The sequence below is a fragment of the Streptomyces sp. Edi2 genome, assembly GCF_040253635.1.
GTDB lineage: Bacteria > Actinomycetota > Actinomycetes > Streptomycetales > Streptomycetaceae > Streptomyces.
In genome coordinates, this window is the sequence record NZ_JBEJGX010000003.1 from 6,277,806 (window position 1) to 6,296,366 (window position 18,561).

Annotated in this window: 11 protein-coding genes and 1 pseudogene; 3 read left to right on the top strand and 9 right to left on the bottom strand. The window is 71.1% G+C overall.

Annotated features, from left to right (window positions below):
• Positions 1-38: 38 nt before the first annotated feature.
• Positions 39-1,238 (top strand): hypothetical protein, encoded by a 1,200-nt coding sequence (locus ABR737_RS31105; RefSeq protein ID WP_502964407.1) that lies wholly within the window; start codon positions 39-41, stop codon positions 1,236-1,238.
• Between the two features lie 110 nt (positions 1,239-1,348).
• Here the strand turns inward: ABR737_RS31105 and pyk are convergent.
• The 3 genes and pseudogenes from pyk to pta form a co-directional block, all read right to left on the bottom strand.
• Positions 1,349-2,775: pseudogene (gene pyk / locus ABR737_RS31110) on the bottom strand (pyruvate kinase).
• Between the two features lie 61 nt (positions 2,776-2,836).
• Positions 2,837-4,072 (bottom strand): acetate kinase, encoded by a 1,236-nt coding sequence (locus tag ABR737_RS31115; RefSeq protein ID WP_350254049.1) that lies wholly within the window; start codon positions 4,070-4,072, stop codon positions 2,837-2,839.
• A 42-nt stretch (positions 4,073-4,114) separates the two neighbouring features.
• The gene (pta, locus tag ABR737_RS31120) at positions 4,115-6,211 is read right to left on the bottom strand and encodes a phosphate acetyltransferase (RefSeq protein WP_350254051.1); all 2,097 of its coding nucleotides are present in this window, start codon (positions 6,209-6,211) and stop codon (positions 4,115-4,117) included.
• A 230-nt stretch (positions 6,212-6,441) separates the two neighbouring features.
• On the opposite strand from pta, the gene ABR737_RS31125 reads away from it, so the two are divergent.
• Complete coding sequence (locus ABR737_RS31125; protein ID WP_350254052.1) at positions 6,442-7,467, top strand: ATP-dependent 6-phosphofructokinase; 1,026 nt, start codon at positions 6,442-6,444, stop codon at positions 7,465-7,467.
• 143 nt (positions 7,468-7,610) lie between these two features.
• On the opposite strand, the gene ABR737_RS31130 is transcribed toward ABR737_RS31125, so the two are convergent.
• The 5 genes from ABR737_RS31130 to ABR737_RS31150 all read right to left on the bottom strand — a co-directional run bounded on the left by ABR737_RS31130 (position 7,611) and on the right by ABR737_RS31150 (position 14,595).
• A complete protein-coding gene (locus tag ABR737_RS31130) occupies positions 7,611-10,163 on the bottom strand; it encodes an ABC transporter permease (protein WP_350254053.1) in 2,553 nt (850 codons plus the stop codon).
• Positions 10,164-10,244: 81 nt separating this feature from the next.
• Positions 10,245-11,027 carry an ABC transporter ATP-binding protein gene (locus tag ABR737_RS31135; RefSeq protein ID WP_350254054.1) on the bottom strand — a complete coding sequence of 261 codons (783 nt, stop codon included), beginning with the start codon at positions 11,025-11,027 and terminating at the stop codon, positions 10,245-10,247.
• 213 nt (positions 11,028-11,240) lie between these two features.
• Positions 11,241-11,951 carry a helix-turn-helix domain-containing protein gene (locus ABR737_RS31140; protein WP_350254055.1) on the bottom strand — a complete coding sequence of 237 codons (711 nt, stop codon included), beginning with the start codon at positions 11,949-11,951 and terminating at the stop codon, positions 11,241-11,243.
• A gap of 255 nt (positions 11,952-12,206) precedes the next feature.
• A complete protein-coding gene (locus ABR737_RS31145; protein WP_350254057.1) occupies positions 12,207-12,887 on the bottom strand; it encodes a response regulator in 681 nt (226 codons plus the stop codon).
• A 46-nt stretch (positions 12,888-12,933) separates the two neighbouring features.
• Positions 12,934-14,595 (bottom strand): sensor histidine kinase, encoded by a 1,662-nt coding sequence (locus ABR737_RS31150; protein WP_350254059.1) that lies wholly within the window; start codon positions 14,593-14,595, stop codon positions 12,934-12,936.
• Between the two features lie 166 nt (positions 14,596-14,761).
• Here ABR737_RS31150 and ABR737_RS31155 point away from each other — a divergent pair, with 166 nt between their 5' ends.
• Entirely contained in the window at positions 14,762-16,168 is a 1,407-nt protein-coding gene (locus tag ABR737_RS31155; RefSeq protein ID WP_350254060.1) for a cation:dicarboxylate symporter family transporter, read from the top strand.
• A 136-nt stretch (positions 16,169-16,304) separates the two neighbouring features.
• Here the strand turns inward: ABR737_RS31155 and glgB are convergent, their stop codons facing one another.
• Entirely contained in the window at positions 16,305-18,479 is a 2,175-nt protein-coding gene (gene glgB, locus ABR737_RS31160; protein ID WP_502964522.1) for a 1,4-alpha-glucan branching enzyme, read from the bottom strand.
• Positions 18,480-18,561: the final 82 nt, after the last annotated feature.

An 18,561-nucleotide genomic window follows, 5' to 3' on the forward strand; every position in this document is an offset into this window, starting at 1 on the left:
ACGCGGCGCCGAGGAAGCCGCTGCTGACTCGGCTCCACGTGCCCGCGGGCAAGGCGATAGCCATTGCCGCCATGCCGTCCGCCGTGCTCATGGGCATGGGGCTGACGCCCCAGATGGCGATTGCCAAGCCGGCGCCCAAGAGCCCCTTCAAGGACGGCCCGTGCGTCACCGCCCCGGACAAGGTGGACGACAAGGACGCCAAGTCCAAGGACGGTGCGGCGGACAAGAAGGACGACGCGCAGAGCAAGGACGACGCCCAGGGCAAGGACGACACCAAGCCGTCCGGCGAGCCCTCCGCCTCGCCCTCGGCCGGCAAGGACGCCGGCAAGGCGTCCGAGCCCGCGCCGTCCGGTTCCTCGAAGACCGAGGAGCCTTCGGGCTCCGCGACCCCGTCGCCGTCGTCCTCCGAGGAGAAGAAGGACGACAAGGGGCTGCTGGGCGGCATCGGTGATGCGCTCGGCGGTCTCTTCGGGGACAAGTCGGAGGACTCCTCGGCCTCGCCGAGTCCGTCGGCGTCCGAGCCGGCCTCGCCGAGCCCTTCGCCGTCCGCGTCCAAGGACGCCGGCTCCGCCACCGACAAGGTCACCAAGCCGGTCACGGACACGGTCAACGGCCTCAAGGACGGCGCCGGCAAGGCCGGGGACGCCGTCAAGAACGGGTCGAAGACGGTCAACGACACCGTCCACGGCGCGGTGGGCACGGCGGACAACGCCCTGCCCGGCGGCGGCCTGGACGGCAAGGACGCCAGCGGCAAGAAGTCCTTCCCCTGCGTCGTCGAGAACAAGCAGAAGGGCAAGGCCGAGCAGACGCCCGCCACCCTGCCCGACGACCCCTGGCACCTGGAGTCCAGCGCGCTCACCCTGCGCGGCCTGAACTACGAGGGCGTCGTCAACGTCCAGACCCAGAACGGCCACACCAAGCAGGCCCTGAAGTTCACCGCCGACAGCGTCGACATCGGCGATCTGCACCAGATCGTCGACGACCCGACGTCCGGCAAGCACTACCACGTCCAGGGCGCACCGGGCTCGACGTCCACGATCCGCGGCGGCAAGGTGACGATGTACACCGAGCGGCTGCAGGGCAACCTCTTCGGTCTGATCCCGATCGTCTTCGACCCCGAGCACCCGCCGCCGATCAACGTCCCGTTCGCGTACTTCACCAAGGTGAAGATCGACCAGGCGGGCCAGTTCGGCGGCAACCTCCACATCCCGGGTCTGCACCAGTCGATCACGGACTGAGGATCACCTGCGCGGGCCGGGGATCACCGGCCCTTCCGGGAGCCGCAGAAAACGGCGGTGGGCCGTCCCCTTCCGGGGGCGGCCCACCGCCGTTTCGTGTGCCGGGGGCGTCAGGCCTGCTCGCCGCCGAGGTGGTGCACCCGGACCATGTTGGTGGTGCCGGGGACGCCGGGGGCGAACCGGCGGTGATCAGCATGGTGTCGCCCTGGCTGTAGCGCTTGAGCTTGAGCAGTTCGGCGTCCACCAGGTCGACCATCGCGTCGGTGTTGTCGACGTGCGGCACGACGAAGGCGTCGACGCCCCAGCTCAGCGTGAGCTGGTTGCGGGTGGACGCCTCGGTGGTGAAGGCCAGGATGGGCTGGGCCGCGCGGTAGCGGGAGAGGCGGCGGGCGGTGTCACCGGACTTGGTGAAGGCGATCAGCGCCTTGCCGTCCAGGAAGTCCGCCATCTCGCACGCCGCACGGGCCACCGAACCGCCCTGCGTACGCGGCTTCTTGCCGGGCACCAGCGGCTGCAGGCCCTTGGAGAGCAGCTCCTCCTCGGCCGCCTCGACGATCTTCGACATCGTCTTGACGGTCTCGATCGGATAGGCGCCGACGGACGACTCGGCGGAGAGCATCACCGCGTCGGCGCCGTCGAGGATGGCGTTGGCGACATCGGACGCCTCGGCGCGGGTCGGCCGGGAGTTGGTGATCATGGACTCCATCATCTGGGTCGCCACGATCACCGGCTTGGCGTTCCTGCGGCACAGCTCCACCAGGCGCTTCTGCACCATCGGGACCTTCTCCAGCGGGTACTCCACCGCCAGGTCACCACGGGCGACCATGACGGCGTCGAAGGCCATCACGACCTCCTGCATGTTGGCGACCGCCTGCGGCTTCTCGACCTTGGCGATGACCGGGACCCGGCGGCCCACCTCGTCCATGACGCGGTGCACGTCCTGGACGTCCTTGGCGTCCCGCACGAAGGACAGCGCGACCATGTCGCAGCCCATCCGCAGGGCGAACTTGAGGTCTTCGATGTCCTTCTCGGACAGCGCGGGGACGTTCACCGCGGCGCCGGGCAGGTTGATGCCCTTGTGGTCGGAGATGACCCCGCCCTCGATGACGATGGTGCGCACCCGCGGGCCGTCGACCTCGACGACCTGCAGGGCGACATTGCCGTCGTTGATCAGGATCGGGTCGCCCTTGGACACATCGGCGGGCAGGCCCTTGTAGGTCGTACCGCAGATGGTCCGGTCGCCGGGGACGTCCTCGGTGGTGATGACGAACTCGTCGCCGCGCACCAGCTCCACGGGGCCGTCGGCGAAGGTCTCCAGACGGATCTTGGGGCCCTGGAGGTCGGCCAGCACGCCGACCGCGCGGCCGGTCTCCTCGGAGGCCTTGCGGAGGCGGTGGTACCGCTCCTCGTGCTCCGGCTGGGTCCCGTGGCTCATGTTGAATCGGGCCACATTCATGCCGGCCTCGATCAGCGTCTTCAGCTGGTCGTAGGAGTCGACGGCGGGGCCCAGGGTGCAGACGATTTTGGAACGGCGCATGGGCGGAATCCTATCGGTTTGTTTAGCGGCGGAATATATCGGTAGGCGGAAACACCGAGACCTAGGCGCTGACCAGGGCGTATGTCTGCTGGGCGATCTCCAGCTCCTCGTCCGTGGGTACCACGGCGACCGCAACCCGGGCGTACTCCGGCGAGATCAGCCGGGGCTCGTCGGACCGTACGGCGTTGAGCGAGGCGTCCACGGCCATCCCCATCTCCTCCAGGCCCGCGACGGCGGCCTCGCGTACCGGGGCGGCGTTCTCCCCGACGCCCGCGGTGAACGCCACCGCGTCGACCCGGCCGAGCACCGCGCTGTAGGCGCCGATGTACTTCTTCAGCCGGTGGATGTAGATGTCGAAGGCGAGCGCGGCCCGCTCGTCGCCCTCGTCGATCCGGCGCCGGATCTCCCGCATGTCGTTGTCGCCGCAGAGCCCGATCAGTCCGCTCTTCTTGTTGAGCAGGGTGTCGATCTCGTCCGCCGACATCCCCGCCACCCGCTTGAGGTGGAAGGTGACCGCCGGGTCGATGTCGCCGGAGCGGGTGCCCATGACCAGGCCCTCCAGCGGGGTCAGGCCCATCGAGGTGTCCACACAGCGGCCGCCGGCCACCGCCGAGGCGGAGGCGCCGTTGCCCAGGTGGAGCACGATGACATTGACCTCGGAGGGGTCCTTGCCCAGCAGTGCCGCGGTCTTGCGGGAGACATAGGCGTGCGAGGTGCCGTGGAAGCCGTAGCGGCGGATGCGGTGCGCATCGGCGGTCTCCACGTCGATGGCGTAGCGGGCCGTGTACTCCGGCATCGTGGTGTGGAAGGCGGTGTCGAAGACCGCGACCTGCGGCAGGTCGGGGCGCAGCGCGCGGGCGGTGCGGATGCCGGTGATGTTGGCCGGGTTGTGCAGCGGGGCGACCGGCACCAGCCGCTCGATCTCCTGGAGCACCGCGTCGTCGATCAGGGTCGGCTCGGTGAACTTCAGCCCGCCGTGCACCACCCGGTGCCCGATCGCGGCCAGCTGCGGGGAGTCGAGGCCGAGGCCGTCGGCGGACAGTTCCGCGGCGACGGCCTTCAGTGCGGCCTCGTGATCGGCGATCGGGCCTTCGGTCTCGCGCTTGTCGCCCCCGGTGGCCAGCGGGGTGTGGGTCAGGCGCGAGGTCTCTTCACCGATCCGCTCGACCAGGCCGACGGCGAGCCGGCCCGCGGCGGAGCCGCCCTCCGACTGCGTGTCGTGCATGTCGAGCAGCTGGTACTTCACCGACGAGGAGCCGGAATTGAGGACGAGGACGCGGGTGCCGGTGGCAGTCATGGAGCGCTTTCCGATGGGGGGCGGGGACGGGGAGCGGCCGGGTCAGGCGGCGGGGCCGGCGCCGGGACGGGCGCCCTGTGCCTGGATGGCGGTGATGGCCACGGTGTTCACGATGTCCTGGACCAGGGCGCCGCGCGAGAGGTCGTTGACCGGCTTGCGCAGCCCCTGCAGGACCGGACCGACGGCGACCGCACCGGCCGAGCGCTGCACGGCCTTGTAGGTGTTGTTGCCGGTGTTGAGGTCCGGGAAGATCAGCACGGTGGCCTTGCCGGCCACGTCGGAGTCGGGGAGCTTGGTCTGCGCGACCGCCGCGTCCACCGCCGCGTCGTACTGGATCGGGCCCTCGACCAGCAGATCGGGGCGCAGCTCGCGGACGATCTCGGTGGCCTTGCGGACCTTGTCGACGTCCGCGCCGGAACCGGAGGTGCCGGTGGAGTACGACAGCATCGCGATCCGCGGCTCGACGCCGAACTGAGCGGCGGTGGTGGCCGACTGGATGGCGATGTCCGCCAGCTGTTCGGCGTCGGGATCCGGGTTGACCGCACAGTCGCCGTAGACCAGGACCCGGTCGGCCAGGCACATGAAGAACACCGAGGACACGATCTGGGCGCCCGGCCGGGTCTTGATGATCTCGAAGGCGGGCCGGATGGTGGCGGCGGTGGAGTGCACCGCGCCGGAGACCATGCCGTCGGCAAGACCCTCCTGGACCATCAGGGTGCCGAAGTAGGAGACGTCCGCGACCACGTCGAAGGCCAGCTCGATGCTGACGCCCTTGTGGGCGCGCAGCGCGGCGTAGCGCTCGGCGAACCGCTCGCGCAGCTCGGAGGTCTGCGGATCGATGATCTGGGCGTCCGCCAGGTCGATGGCGAGGTCGGCGGCGCGCTTGCGGATCGCCTCCTCCTCGCCCAGCAGCGTCAGATCGCAGACATCGCGGCGCAGCAGCACATCGGCGGCCCGCAGCACCCGCTCCTCGCTGCCCTCCGGAAGGACCACCCGGCGGCGGCCGGAGCGGGAGCGCTCGATCAGCTCGTGCTCGAACATCATCGGCGTGACCCGGCCGGAGCGGGCGACGGAGATGCGGTTCGTCAGCTCCACGGTGTCCACATGCCGCTCGAACAGGCCGAGCGCGGTCTCCGCCTTGCGCGGCGAGGCGGCGTTCAGCTTGCCCTCGATCGCGAACAGCTCGCCCGCGGTCGGGAAGGAGCCGCCGGGGACGGAGACCACCGGGGTGCCGGGGGCGAGCCGGGCCGCCAGCGCCATGATGTCGGGGCCGGGCCGCTCGTCCAGGGTGAGCAGCACCCCGGCGATCGGCGGGGCACCGGCGCTGTGCGCGGCGAGCGAGCCGATGACCAGGTCCGCCCGGTCTCCGGGGGTCACCACGAGAGCGCCGGGGGTCAGCGCCTTGAGGAAGGTCGGCAGCATGGCGCCGCCGAAGACGAAGTCCCTGGCGTCCCTGGCCAGGCCCGAGTCGTCGCCGAGCAGCACCTCGGCACCGAGGGTGTGCACGATCTGGCCGACGGTCGGCGCGGAGAGCGAGCCGTCCTCGGGGAGCGCGTAGCAGGGCACGGGGAGCCGGGCGGAGAGCCGGTCGGCGACCGCCGCGCGGTGCTCGGGGGCCACCCGGTTGACGACCACGGCCACGACATCGCAGCCCAGCGAGTGGTAGGCGCCGTAAGCGTTGCGGGCCTCGGCGCGTACGGACTCCGCCTCCTGGCCCTGGCCGCCCACGACGGCCAGCACGGCGGCGCCGAATTCATTGGCGAGCCGTGCGTTGAGGTTCAGCTCGGCCGGGAGGCTGGTGGCGGCGAAGTCCGAGCCGAGGACCAGGACGTACTCGTAGTCCCTGGCCACGGCATGAAAGCGGTCGACGAGCCGGGAGACCAGCTCGTCGGTGCCGCGTTCGGCCTGGAGGGCGGACGCCTCGTCGTAGCTGAGGCCGTACACGGTGTCGGGGGACTGGGTGAGCCGGTAGCGGGACCGCAGCAGGTCGAACAATCGGTCGGGCCCGTCGCCGTGGGTCAGCGGGCGGAAGACCCCCACCCGGTCGACATGGCGGGTCAGCAGCTCCATGACCCCCAGCTCGACGACCTGGCGGCCGTCGCCGCGGTCGATACCGGTTACGTACACGCTCCGCGTCACGTGTGCTCTCCGATCCCATCGATGGCCACAAGGTCAAAATAAGTCGTTATTGTGGGCGTGCCCCTCTTGACAATACCTGCGCGTGTGGATAGGCCGCTCTCCCAGTTTCCCTTGTGGAGCCCGTGCGAGGACAGTGGGGGTGAGGTCCGTGGAGGGGGAGGGCGGGCCGGCCCGTGAAACAATCGGACCGGCTCACACGAACCAACAGCGAGCACAGGAGACACAGCACGATGCGTATCGGAGTCCTCACCGCAGGCGGCGACTGCCCTGGTCTGAACGCTGTGATCCGGTCTGTTGTCCACCGTGCCCTCACCGGACACGGTGACGAGGTCATCGGTTTCGAGGACGGTTTCAAGGGACTGCTCGAAGGCCGCTACCGCAAGCTCGACCTCGAGGCGGTCAGCGGCATCCTGGCCCGTGGTGGCACCATCCTCGGCTCGTCCCGGCTGGAGCGCAACCGGCTCCGCGAGGCCTGCGAGATGTCCAAGGACCTCTCCAAGGACTACGGCATCGACGTCCTGATCCCGATCGGCGGCGAGGGCACCCTCACCGCCGCCCGGATGCTCGCGGACGCCGGGATGCCGGTCGTGGGCGTCCCCAAGACCATCGACAACGACATCTCCTCCACCGACCGCACCTTCGGCTTCGACACCGCCGTCGGCGTCGCGACGGAGGCGATCGACCGCCTCAAGACCACCGCGGAGTCGCACCAGCGCGTCATGGTCGTCGAGGTGATGGGACGGCACGCCGGCTGGATCGCGCTGGAGTCCGGGATGGCCGGCGGCGCCCACGGCATCTGCCTGCCGGAGCGTCCCTTCGATGTGAACGACCTGGTCACGATGGTCGAGGAGCGGTTCGCCCGGGGCAAGAAGTTCGCGGTCGTCTGTGTCGCCGAGGGTGCCCACCCGGCCGAGGAGACCATGGACTACAAGAAGGGCGCGATCGACCAGTTCGGCCATGAGCGCTTCACCGGCATCGGCAACCACCTCGCCGTCGAACTGGAAAAGCGCCTCGGCAAGGAGGCCCGCCCGGTCATCCTCGGCCACGTCCAGCGCGGCGGCACCCCCACCGCGTACGACCGGGTGCTCGCCACCCGCTTCGGCTGGCACGCCGTCGAGGCCGCGCACCGCGGCGACTTCGGCCGGATGACCGCGCTGCGCGGCACCGACATCACGATGGTGCCGCTGCACGAGGCGGTCACCGAACTCAAGACGGTGCCCGAGTGGCGGATGGACGAGGCCGAGTCGGTCTTCTGAGCCCCGCTGCTTCGCGGGCACCAACGGCCTCCCGGAAGCACCAACGGCCGGAAGCACCAACGGCCTCCCGGAAACACCAACGGCGCGCCTGTCCTCGGCCGAGGACAGGCGCGCCGCCTTTGTGGGGGGTGGCGGTCAGGTGGTCACTGGGCGCCGATGGCCTCCAGCATGTTCAGCCGGGCCGCGCGGCGGGCCGGCCACAGCGCGGCCAGGATGCCCACGGCCACCGCGATCAGGACGAACAGCGCGAGCCGGCCCCAGGGCAGCAGCAGCTCGTAGGTGGGCAGGCCCTGGCTGACCAGGTTGCCGGCGGCCCAGGAGCAGAAGACGCCCACCGCGATGCCCAGGCCCGCGCCGAACAGCGCGATGACCACCGACTCCAGCCGGACCATCTGCTTGATACCGCTGCGGGCCAGGCCGATCGCCCGCAGCATCCCGATCTCGCGGGTCCGCTCGAAGACCGACATGGCGAGGGTGTTGACGACGCCCACCACCGCGATGATGACGGCCATGCCCAGCAGCCCGTAGGAGACGTTGAGCACCATCTCGATGTTCCCGGCGTTCTCCGTGCGCAGGTCGGCGTGGTCCTGGACCTTCAGCAGCGGGCTGTCACCGAGGGTGTGCCGGATCTGCTTCTCCAGCGCCTCCGAGGGGCCGTTCTGGGCCTTCACCAGCAGCGACTGGGCCTTCGGCTGGAACTGGTGCGGCGCCGCCAGCGAGGCGGCTCCGATCGAGTCGCCGAGCAGCTCGTTGTCCGCGTAGATTCCGACGATCTTGAGCTTCGCCTTCTTCTTGTCGAAGAAGGTGGCGTCCAGGGTGTCGCCGGTGTGCCAGCCCTTCATCTTGGCCATCTCCTGGGAGACCGCGATGTCGTTGCCTCCGGCGCCCTTCAACGAACCGCTGATGAAGTCCAGTTGGGCGACCTTGCCGATCGCGCTGAGGTCGGTGCCCATCAGGCCCATGGTGGCATTAGGGGTCTCGAAGCCCGAATCGCGCAGCGAAGCCGCCGCCTCGACGCCCGGGAGGTCCGCCACCTTCTGCGACAGCTTGGGGTCCAGACCGGTGAACGTCACGGTCCCGATCTTGTAGTCGGCCTTCAGCCCCTGGGCCGTCATCTTGTCCATGGCCTGGCCGGCCGAGTTTCCGACGACCGTCATGCCGGTGATCAGGGTGAGGCCGATCATCAGCGCCGAGGCGGTCGCCGCCGTACGGCGGGGGTTGCGCAGCGTGTTCTCCTTGGCCAGCTTGCCGCTGATGCCGAAGAGCCGGGTGGTGACGACGCCCGCCAGCGAGACCAGCGGCCGGGACAGCATCGGCGCGAGGATGATGACGCCGGTCAGCGTCAGCATGGCGCCCACCATCGCGATCGGCAGGTCGTCGGCCTTCTTCAGCGTGGAGACGTAGCACATGGTCGCGACGCCGAGGCCGCCGATGACCGTGCCGAGGGAGTTGCGGAGCACCAGGCTGCGCAGCGCCGGCGGCGCCTCGACGGTGTTGAGCGCCTCCACCGGCGCGATCTTCGCCGCCTTGCGGGACGGCAGCCAGGCGGCCAGTACGGTGACCACGACGCCCACACCGAGCGCGGAGAGCACCGCGGCCGGGCTGATGACGATCGGTCCGTCCGGGAAACCCGCGCCATTCGCTGCGAGCACCGCCTGCAGACCCACGGCGAGGCCGATGCCCAGCGCGAATCCGACGGCAGAGGAGATCAGGCCCAGCAGGGCCGCCTCCGCGAGTACCGAGCGCACGACCTGACGGCGGGAGGCGCCGATCGCACGCATCAGGGCGATCTCCCGGCTGCGCTGGGAGATCAGCATGGTGAAGGTGTTGGCGATGATGAAGACGCCGACGAACAGCGCGATCCCGGCGAAGGTCAGCAGCGTCTGGCTCAGGGCATTGTTCTGGTTGGCGACCCTCCTGGACTGCTCGGCGGCGAGCTCGGTGCCGCTGGTCGCCGTGGCACGGTCCTTGGGCAGCACCTCGCGGATCTTGGCGGTCAGTGCCTGCTGATCGGCGCCGGGCGCGGCACCGATCACCAGCTCGTCGAACTGGCCGGGGTGCAGGAACAGCTTCTGCGCGGTGGCGGTGTCGAAGAGCGTCAGGCTGCCGCCCGCGGTCACCTGCGGGTCCTCGGTGGTGACGATGCCGACCAGCCGCTTCGTCAGCACCGGGCCGTCGGTGGCGAGCCGCACGGAGTCACCGATCTTGCGGCCGGACGCCTTCGCGGTCGCCTCGTCCAGCGCGATCTCGTCGTCGGCGGTCGGTCCGCGGCCCTGCATCAGCGGGTAGCGGGCGTCGTAGCCGTCCTTGTCCGGCTGGAAGTTGGTGGCGAGGTTCTGCCAGTCGTTGCCGAGCGGCACGTTGTCCGGGCCGGCGACGGTGGCCGTGCCGTTGACATTGCTGCGCACGGACCGCACGCCGGGCAGTGCGCGGACCTTGTCCGCCAGCTTCTCGTCGACAAGGGTGCTCCGCTTGTCGTCCTTGGCGGGGCCTGAGGAGGGGGCGGGGTCCTTGGCCTGGACGGAGACGGCCACCCCGTCGAGGTTCTTCTCGGACGCCTTCTGGACGGCCGAGCCGACGGTGTCACTGAAGATGAGGGTGCCGGCGACGAAGGCGACGCCGAGCAGGACCGCGAGTGCGGTCATCATCAATCGGGCTTTGTGCGCAAGCACGTTGCGCAGGGCGGTTCGCAGCATGGTGGTGGTGTCAGTCCTGGTCCGGTGGCTCGGGATGAAGGGCAGCGCGCCGGGGAGCGCGGTGGTGCGGGGTACCGGGCGTCAGCTCGTACGTCCCTTGGTTTCGAAGAGCCGCATCCGGTCCAGGACGGTGTCCGCGGTCGGCTCGTGCAGCTCCTCGACGATGCGACCGTCGGCGAGGAAGACCACCCGGTCCGCATAGCCGGCGGCGACCGGGTCATGAGTGACCATCACGACCGTCTGCTGCATCGCCCGCACCGACTCCCGCAGGAAGCCCAGCACTTCGGCGCCCGAGCGGGAGTCGAGGTTGCCGGTCGGCTCGTCCGCGAAGATGATCTCCGGCTGGGCGGCCAGTGCCCGGGCGACCGCGACCCGCTGCTGCTGGCCGCCGGAGAGCTGGGCCGGCCGGTGCGACAGCCGCCCGGACAGGCCGACCGTCTCGATGACACGGCTGACCCACTCCCGGTCCGGCTTACGGCCCGCGATGTCCATGGGCAGCGTGATGTTCTCCTGCGCGGTCAGCGTCGGCAGCAGGTTGAACGCCTGGAAGATGAAGCCGATCTTGTCGCGGCGCAGCCGCGTCAGCTGCTTGTCGTTCAGCGAGGACAGCTCCACGTCGCCGATCCGGGCCGAGCCGGACGAGATCGTGTCCAGTCCGGCCATGCAGTGCATCAGCGTCGACTTGCCGGAGCCGGACGGACCCATGATCGCGGTGAACCTGGCCTTGCCGAAGTCGACCGAGACGGAGTCCAGCGCGACCACACGGGTCTCCCCCTGGCCGTAGACCTTGCTGAGGTCCGTGGCACGGGCGGCGACGGCAGCGTCGGCGCGAGTGGGGGCGGGAAAGGCGGCCGGGTGGGACACGGGGAACTCCTGGAGAAGGACGGACGTTTCGATGTCCCTATTCTCGAAGGCACAGGCCCCCGTGCACCTCGGCCGCAAGGACCGAAAGCCGCACCGGCCGGAAGTTGCATCGGCACCCCCGGCGTCATCCTCTGGACGGACGGCCGTCCGACCTGGGGCCGACGGGGCATCTCGGGGATGACCCGGAGGCCCGGGAGAGGCGGGAGGGGATTCTCAGGGCCGCGGCTCGCCGGCCCGGGCCCAGAATTCCGCCAGGATGCCGTCGAGAAAGGCACGTCCCGCCCTGCCGGATTCCTCGGCGCCGGCCGAGCCGCCCCAGTTGAGCGTAGCGGTCATGGTCGACTGATAGGCGCTGTGCAGCTCCTGCAGGACGGCGCGGAGTTGCGGCCCGGGCAGCGGTACGACCTTGCCGACCGGCCGGACGTAGGCCTGCCAGCGGGTGGTGACGGCGCTGGTCAGCAGCTCGGTCAGCCGTCCGTCCCGGCCGGTGAAGCGGATCAGCGCGGGCAGCGGCAGGGCCAGCGCCTCGGCGAGCGCCGCGGCCTGCCGGTCGCTGCCGCTCCACCCCCCGCCGGCCTCCAGGCGCTCGTACGCGGCCCGGTCCATGCCGATGCGCAGCGCGAGGTCCGCCGCCGCGAGGCCGAGCGTCAGGCGGTGTTCGCACAGGGTGCCCGGTGCGCCGAGCAGTTCGCCCGGCGCGCACCACAGGGCACCGGCCAGCGCGGTCAGTTCGGCCTCCGTGGGCGCGCTCTCGCCCCTTTCCCAGGACGCCACCGTCGCCGGCGCCACCGGTATGCCGAAGGCGGCCCGGATTCCGTAGGCGACATGGGCCGGGGTCATCCCCAGGGCCTCGCGCAGCCGGCGGGCGGCCTCGGCGTCGAAAGGGGGTCTGCGGGGCTCCCCGCCTTGCGTATGCACCGGCACACGGTAAGTGACGGTCCCGCCGCCCACCTATGGTGCGGATGCCCAAGCCCGAGGCTCGTAGGAACCCACCAGCCGGCCGGTTTTCCGTGCGGTCCTGCGGGTTTCCGTTCCCCGGACTTCGTCCGTCGGTCTCCGTCAGCGGTGGGTGTGCTTGATGAAGGTCAGGAGAATCAGCGGCGCGGCGGGGCGCCCGGCGCGACCTCCAGCCGGCCACGGTGGGCTGCCCGCTGAAAGCAGGCCACCGGTCACCGCCGCTCAATGGCCCGACCACCGGTAGCGCAACTCGGGGCGGCCGACCTGGCCGTACTGGGGGGCGCGGGCGGCCCGGCCGCTCTCCACCAGATGTTCGAGATAACGGCGGGCGGTGATCCGGGAGATGCCCACATCGGCGGCCGCCTCGGTCGCCGTCAGCCCGCTCCCGGCGGCCCGCAGCACGTCGGTCACCGCCCGCAGGGTGGCCGCAGTCAGCCCCTTGGGCAGCGCGGCCGGACGCGGTGCGCGCAGCGCCGCGATCGCCCGGTCCACCTCGTCCTGCCCGCTGGCCTCGCCGGTGGTGGCGCGGAACTCCGCGTAGCGGGTGAGCCGGTCGCGCAGGGTGGCGAAGGTGAACGGCTTCAGTACGTACTGCACCACGCCGAGCGAGACGCCCTCGCGCACCATCGTCAGGTCCCGGGCGGAGGTGACCGCGATGATGTCGGCGGTGTGCCCGGCCGCGCGCAGCGTCCGCACCAGCGCCAGCCCGTGGCCGTCGGGCAGATAGAGGTCGAGCAGCAGCAGATCGACCGCGTGCGCGTCGAGATGACGGCGCGCGTCGCCGCCGGAGTGCACGGTGCCGGAGACCGTGAAGCCGGGCACCCGTCCCACGTACAGGGCATGTGCGTCGGCGGCGACCGGATCGTCCTCGACGACGAGGACCCGGATGTCGGAAGGGGTCACCGGGCTCCTCCTCTCGCTCCGGAACGGGCCGTGCCCCGCGCGTCGTTCATGCCGGCGCGCCCGTCCGCAGCGGCAGCCGTACGGTGAACCGCGCGCCGCCTTCGGGTGCCCGGTCCAGGGTGACGGTGCCGCCGTTGCGGCGTACCGCCTGCTGGACCAGGGCCAGGCCCAGACCGCGGCCCCGGGCGGGCGCGGCCGTGCCCTGCTTGGTGCTCCAGCCCCGCCGGAAGATCTCCTCGGCGGCGCCCGCGGACACCCCGGGGCCGCTGTCGGCCACCCGCAACAGCAGCTCGCCGCCGTCCGCCCGCGCGGTGACGCGCACCCGCGGCGGACCGGTGGCGGTGTGCTCGTGGGTGGGTGCGGCGGCGTCGAGGGCGTTGTCGAGGAGATTGCCCAGCACCGTCACCAGGTCGCGGGCCGGCAGGCCGGGCGGCAGCAGCCCGTCGTCGATCCGGCTGTCGGCGGTCAGGGTCAGTTCGACGCCCCGCTCGTTGGCCTGCGCAGCCTTGCCGAGCAGCAGCGCCGCGAGTACCGGCTCGGCGACCGCGCCGACGACCTGGTCGGTCAGCGCCTGGGCGAGTTCCAGCTCCGCGGTCGCGAACTCCACGGCCTCCTCGGCCCGCCCCAGCTCGATCAGCGAGACCACGGTGTGCAGCCGGTTGGCGGCCTCGTGGGCCTGCGAGCGCAGCGCCTCGGTGAAGCCGCGTACCGAGTCCAACTCCCCGGACAGCGCCTGGAGTTCGGTGTGATCGCGCAGGGTGACCACGCTGCCGCGCCGCTCCCCGCCGGAGACCGGCGCGGAGTTGACCACCAGCACCCGTTCGCGGGTCAGCTGCAGCTCGTCGACGCGGGGACCGGGCGCCAGCAGCGCCTCGGTCAGCGGCTCCGGCAGCCCCAGCTCGGTGACGAGACGGCCCACCGCGTCGTCCGACAGCCCCAGCAGCTCCCGCCCGCCGTCGTTGATCAGGGCGACCCGGCGCTGCCCGTCGAGCATCAAGAGCCCCTCGCGCACGGCGTGCAGCGCGGCCTGGTGGTACTCGTGCATCCGGCTGAGCTCCGCCGCGTTCATCCCATGGGTGTGCCGGCGCAGCCGGGCATTGATCACATACGTCCCCAGGCCGCCGAGCGCCAGCGCGCCCGCGGCCACGCCCACCAGCGCCAGGACCTGGTTGCGCAGCTGCTCACTGATCGTCTCGATGGTGATCCCGGAGCTGACCAGGGCCGTGATCCGGCCGCCGCGCCGGGGGTCATGGACCGGGGCGACGACCCGTACGGACGGCCCGAGCACCCCCATGTGTGTCTCGGGGAAGACCGTGCCGTGCAGCGCGGGGCCGATGTGCCCCAGGTACTTCTTGCCGATCGCGGACGGCTCGGGGTGCGTCCAGCGGGTCCCGTCCGTGGCCATCACCACCACGAAGTCGACACCGGCATCGCGCCGCAGCCGCTCGCTGTACGGCTGGAGCGCGGCCGTCGGGTCCTTGGTGCGCGCGGCGGCCACCACCGCCGGGGAGTCGGCGACGGCGGTGGCGGCGGCCGTCGCCTGCCGCCGTGCGGTCTCCTCCGCCTGCCGTCCCGCGCTGAGGTACGCGAAGAGCACACAGCCCACGACGACCGCCGCGACCAGCACCACCTGCATGGCGAAGAGCTGCCCGGCGAGGCTGCGGGGACCGCGCAGCCGCCGGGGCGGGCGGGGTCGGGGGAGTCGCATACAGAACAGTCTGCACGGTCACTTTCGAAACCGTCCGGGCGGTCACTTTTACGTGAACGAAATGTACGTAAGGGTGACGGGCGCCACAGCGGCGTGCATAGTCGCCGGAACTTGTTGTGCGACAGAGCCGCAGATCAGCGCACAGCCGTAGACCGAGGAGGCAGCCGTGGCTGCACAGACCCCGACGTCCGGGGGCACCACCGAGGAGACCGCGCCGGCGAAGCGGGACCGGACCCACTTCCTCTATATCGCCGTGATCGGGGCGGTACTGCTCGGCATCATCGTGGGCTTCGCCGCCCCCGGTGTCGCCGTCCAGCTCAAGCCGCTCGGCACCGGGTTCGTGAACCTGATCAAGATGATGATCGCGCCGGTCGTCTTCTGCACCATCGTGCTGGGCGTCGGCTCGGTGCGGAAGGCCGCCAAGGTCGGCGCGGTCGGCGGACTGGCCCTCGGCTACTTCATGGTGATGTCCACCGTGGCGCTGGCCATCGGCCTGGTCGTCGGCAACCTGCTGGACCCCGGCTCCGGTCTCCATCTGACCGAGTCCGTCCGGCACGCGGGCCACGCCCAGACCGGGGGCGGCGGGGAGTCGCTGTCCGACTTCCTGCTCGGCATGATCCCCACCACCCTGGTCTCCGCCTTCACCCAGGAGCAGGTGCTCCAGACGCTGCTGGTGGCGCTGCTGGTCGGCTTCGGGCTGCAGTCGCTGGGCGCGGCGGGCGAGCCGGTGCTGCGCGGTGTGGGGCACCTCCAGAAGCTGGTCTTCCGGGTGCTGTCCATGATCATGTGGGCGGCGCCGGTGGGCGCCTTCGGTGCCATCGCGGCGGTGGTCGGCGAGACCGGCCTGGACGCGCTGAAGTCCCTGGCCGTCATCATGATCGGCTTCTACACCACCTGTGTGCTGTTCGTGATCGTGGTGCTCGGCACGCTGCTGCGGCTGATCGCCAAGGTCAGCATCTTCCGGCTGCTGAAGTACCTCGGCCGGGAGTTCCTGCTGATCCTGTCCACCTCCTCCTCGGAGTCGGCGCTGCCCCGGCTGATCGCGAAGATGGAGCACCTGGGCGTCGGCAGGCCGGTCGTCGGCATCACCGTCCCCACCGGCTACAGCTTCAACCTCGACGGCACCGCCATCTACCTGACGATGTCCTCGCTGTTCGTGGCCGAGGCGATGGGCAAGCCGCTGCCGCTCGGCCAGCAGATCTCGCTGCTGGTGTTCATGGTCATCGCCTCGAAGGGCGCGGCGGGCGTCACCGGCGCGGGACTTGCGACCCTGGCCGGCGGCCTGCAGTCGCACCGCCCCGAACTGGTCGACGGCGTGGGCCTGATCGTCGGCATCGACCGCTTCATGAGCGAGGCGCGCGCCCTGACCAACTTCGCCGGCAACGCGGTGGCCACCGTCCTGATCGGCACCTGGACCAAGGAGATCGACCAGGCCAGGGCGGCGGAGGTGCTGGCCGGCCGGTTGCCGTTCGACGAGAAGACGATGGCCGACGACGCCTCCGCGGAGCCGGCCGCCCCGGAGGTCGTCGAACCACGGGACGGCGCGATGACGAAGACGTCCGCCAAGGTCTGATCCCGGCCGCGGGAAGAGCGGAGGGGCGGGCGCCGGGTGCGGCGCCCGCCCCTCCGGCGTGACCGGGCGCCACACCGCTGGACACCGCGGCACACCCCGCGCACCGGCCACTCTCGGGCCCGCAGCCGTGAGGTGGTCAGGCCGGCCGTAGCCAGAGGGTGGCCAGCGGGGGGAGGACGGGGGAGACGGAAGCGGTGCGGCCGTTCCAGGGGGTCGGTTCGGCCTTGAGGGCGTCGGGGTTGGTGATGCCGCTGCCGCCGTAGCGCGGATCGTCGGTGTTGAGCACTTCCCGCCAGGCGGGGACGTGGCCGGGGACGCCGAGCCGGTAGGCGTGGCGGACGACGGGCGAGAAGTTGGTGACCGAGATCAGCGGAGAGCCGTCGGCGGCGAAGCGCAGGAAGGAGAAGACATTGTCCTCGCGCGCGTCGCCGTCGATCCAGGAGAAGCCGGCCGGATCGGTGTCGCGCTCCCACAGCGCGGGGGTGGCGGCGTAGCGGCGGTTCAGCTCGCGGACGAGATCGCGTACGCCCCGGTGGTCGGGCTCCGCCTCGTACGACGGGTCGAGCAGCCACCAGTCCGGGCCGTGGCTCTCCGCCCACTCCGCTCCCTGGGCGAACTCCTGCCCCATGAAGAGCAGTTGCTTGCCGGGATGGGCCCACATGAATCCGAGGTAGGCCCGGTGGTTGGCCCGCTGCTGCCACCAGTCACCGGGCATCTTCGACACCAGTGCGCGCTTGCCGTGCACCACCTCGTCGTGCGAGATCGGCAGCACATAGTTCTCGGAGTAGGCGTAGATCATGGAGAACGTCATCTCGCCGTGGTGGTACTTGCGGTGCACCGGCTCCTTGGAGACATAGCCGAGGGAGTCGTGCATCCAGCCCATGTTCCACTTCAGCCCGAAGCCCAGACCGCCGAAGCCGCCGGGACCCGCATGGTGGGTGGCGCGGGTGACGCCGTCCCAGGCCGTGGACTCCTCGGCGATGGTCACGACACCGGGGCAGCGGCGGTAGACGGTGGCGTTCATCTCCTGGAGGAAGGCGACCGCATCGAGGTTTTCCCGGCCGCCGTGCACGTTCGGGGTCCAGCCGCCGTCCTCGCGCGAGTAGTCGAGGTAGAGCATCGAGGCGACGGCGTCCACCCGCAGGCCGTCGATATGGAACTCCTCGCACCAGTACACGGCGTTGGCGACCAGGAAATTGCGGACCTCGGTGCGGCCGTAGTCGAACTCCAGGGTGCCCCAGTCCGGGTGCGCGGCCCGTGCCGGGTCCTGGGGCTCGTAGAGCGGGCGGCCGTCGAACTCCGCCAGCGCCCAGTCGTCGCGCGGGAAGTGCGCCGGCACCCAGTCCATCAGCACGCCGATGCCGGCCCGGTGCAGTGCGTCGACCAGGAACCGGAAGTCGTCCGGGGTGCCCATCCGGGCGGTGGGTGCGTAGAACCCGGTCACCTGATAGCCCCACGAGCCGCCGAAGGGGTGCTCGGAGACCGGCATGAGCTCGACGTGGGTGAAGCCCAGGTCCTTGACATAGGCGGGGAGCTGCACCGCGAGCTGGCGGTAGGTGAGGCCGGGACGCCAGGAGGCCAGATGCACCTCGTAGACGGAGAACGGCGCCTCGTGCACGGGCCGTTCGCCGCGCCGGGCCATCCAGTCGGCGTCCGTCCAGCGGTAGTGCGAGGCCTCCACGACCGAGGCGTTGGCGGGCGGGCATTCGGTCCGCCGGGCCATCGGGTCGGCGCGCAGGGTCCGCGAGCCGTCCGGCCGGGTGATCTCGAACTTGTACAGCTCGCCCTCGCCGACGCCCGGCAGGAAGAGCTCCCAGACACCCGAGGAACCCAGCGAGCGCATCGGGTGGCCGGTGCCGTCCCAGTAGTTGAAGTTGCCGACGACCCGCACGCCCCGGGCATTGGGCGCCCAGACGGTGAAGCGGGTACCGGTCACCCCCTGGTGCTCCGTGATCCGCGCGCCGAGCGCCTGCCACAGCTGCTCGTGCCGGCCCTCGGCGAGCAGATGCAGATCCAGCTCGCCGAGCGCGGGCAGGAAGCGGTAGGGGTCCTGCACCTTCAGGGCGTTGTCGCCGTAGTCCACCAGCAGCTCGTAGTCGGGGACCGTGCGCAGCGGCAGCACCCCGGCGAACAGCCCGTCGCCCTCGGCGGGCAGGTCCGCGCGCAGCCCCTTCGCCAGGACCGTGACGCCCCGGGCGCAGGGCTTGAGGACCCGGATGAGCAGTCCGCCGCGTACAGGGTGGGCACCGAGCAGCCCGTGCGGATCGTGATGGGCCCCGTCCAGGAGCCGGCCGCGGTCCTCGTCGGACAGCGGCGCGGCGGACCGGACCCCATGGCTGCCGGCTCCCGGCGGCGCCGCACGGGACGGGCCCGCGGGCGCGGCCGCCCGGCCG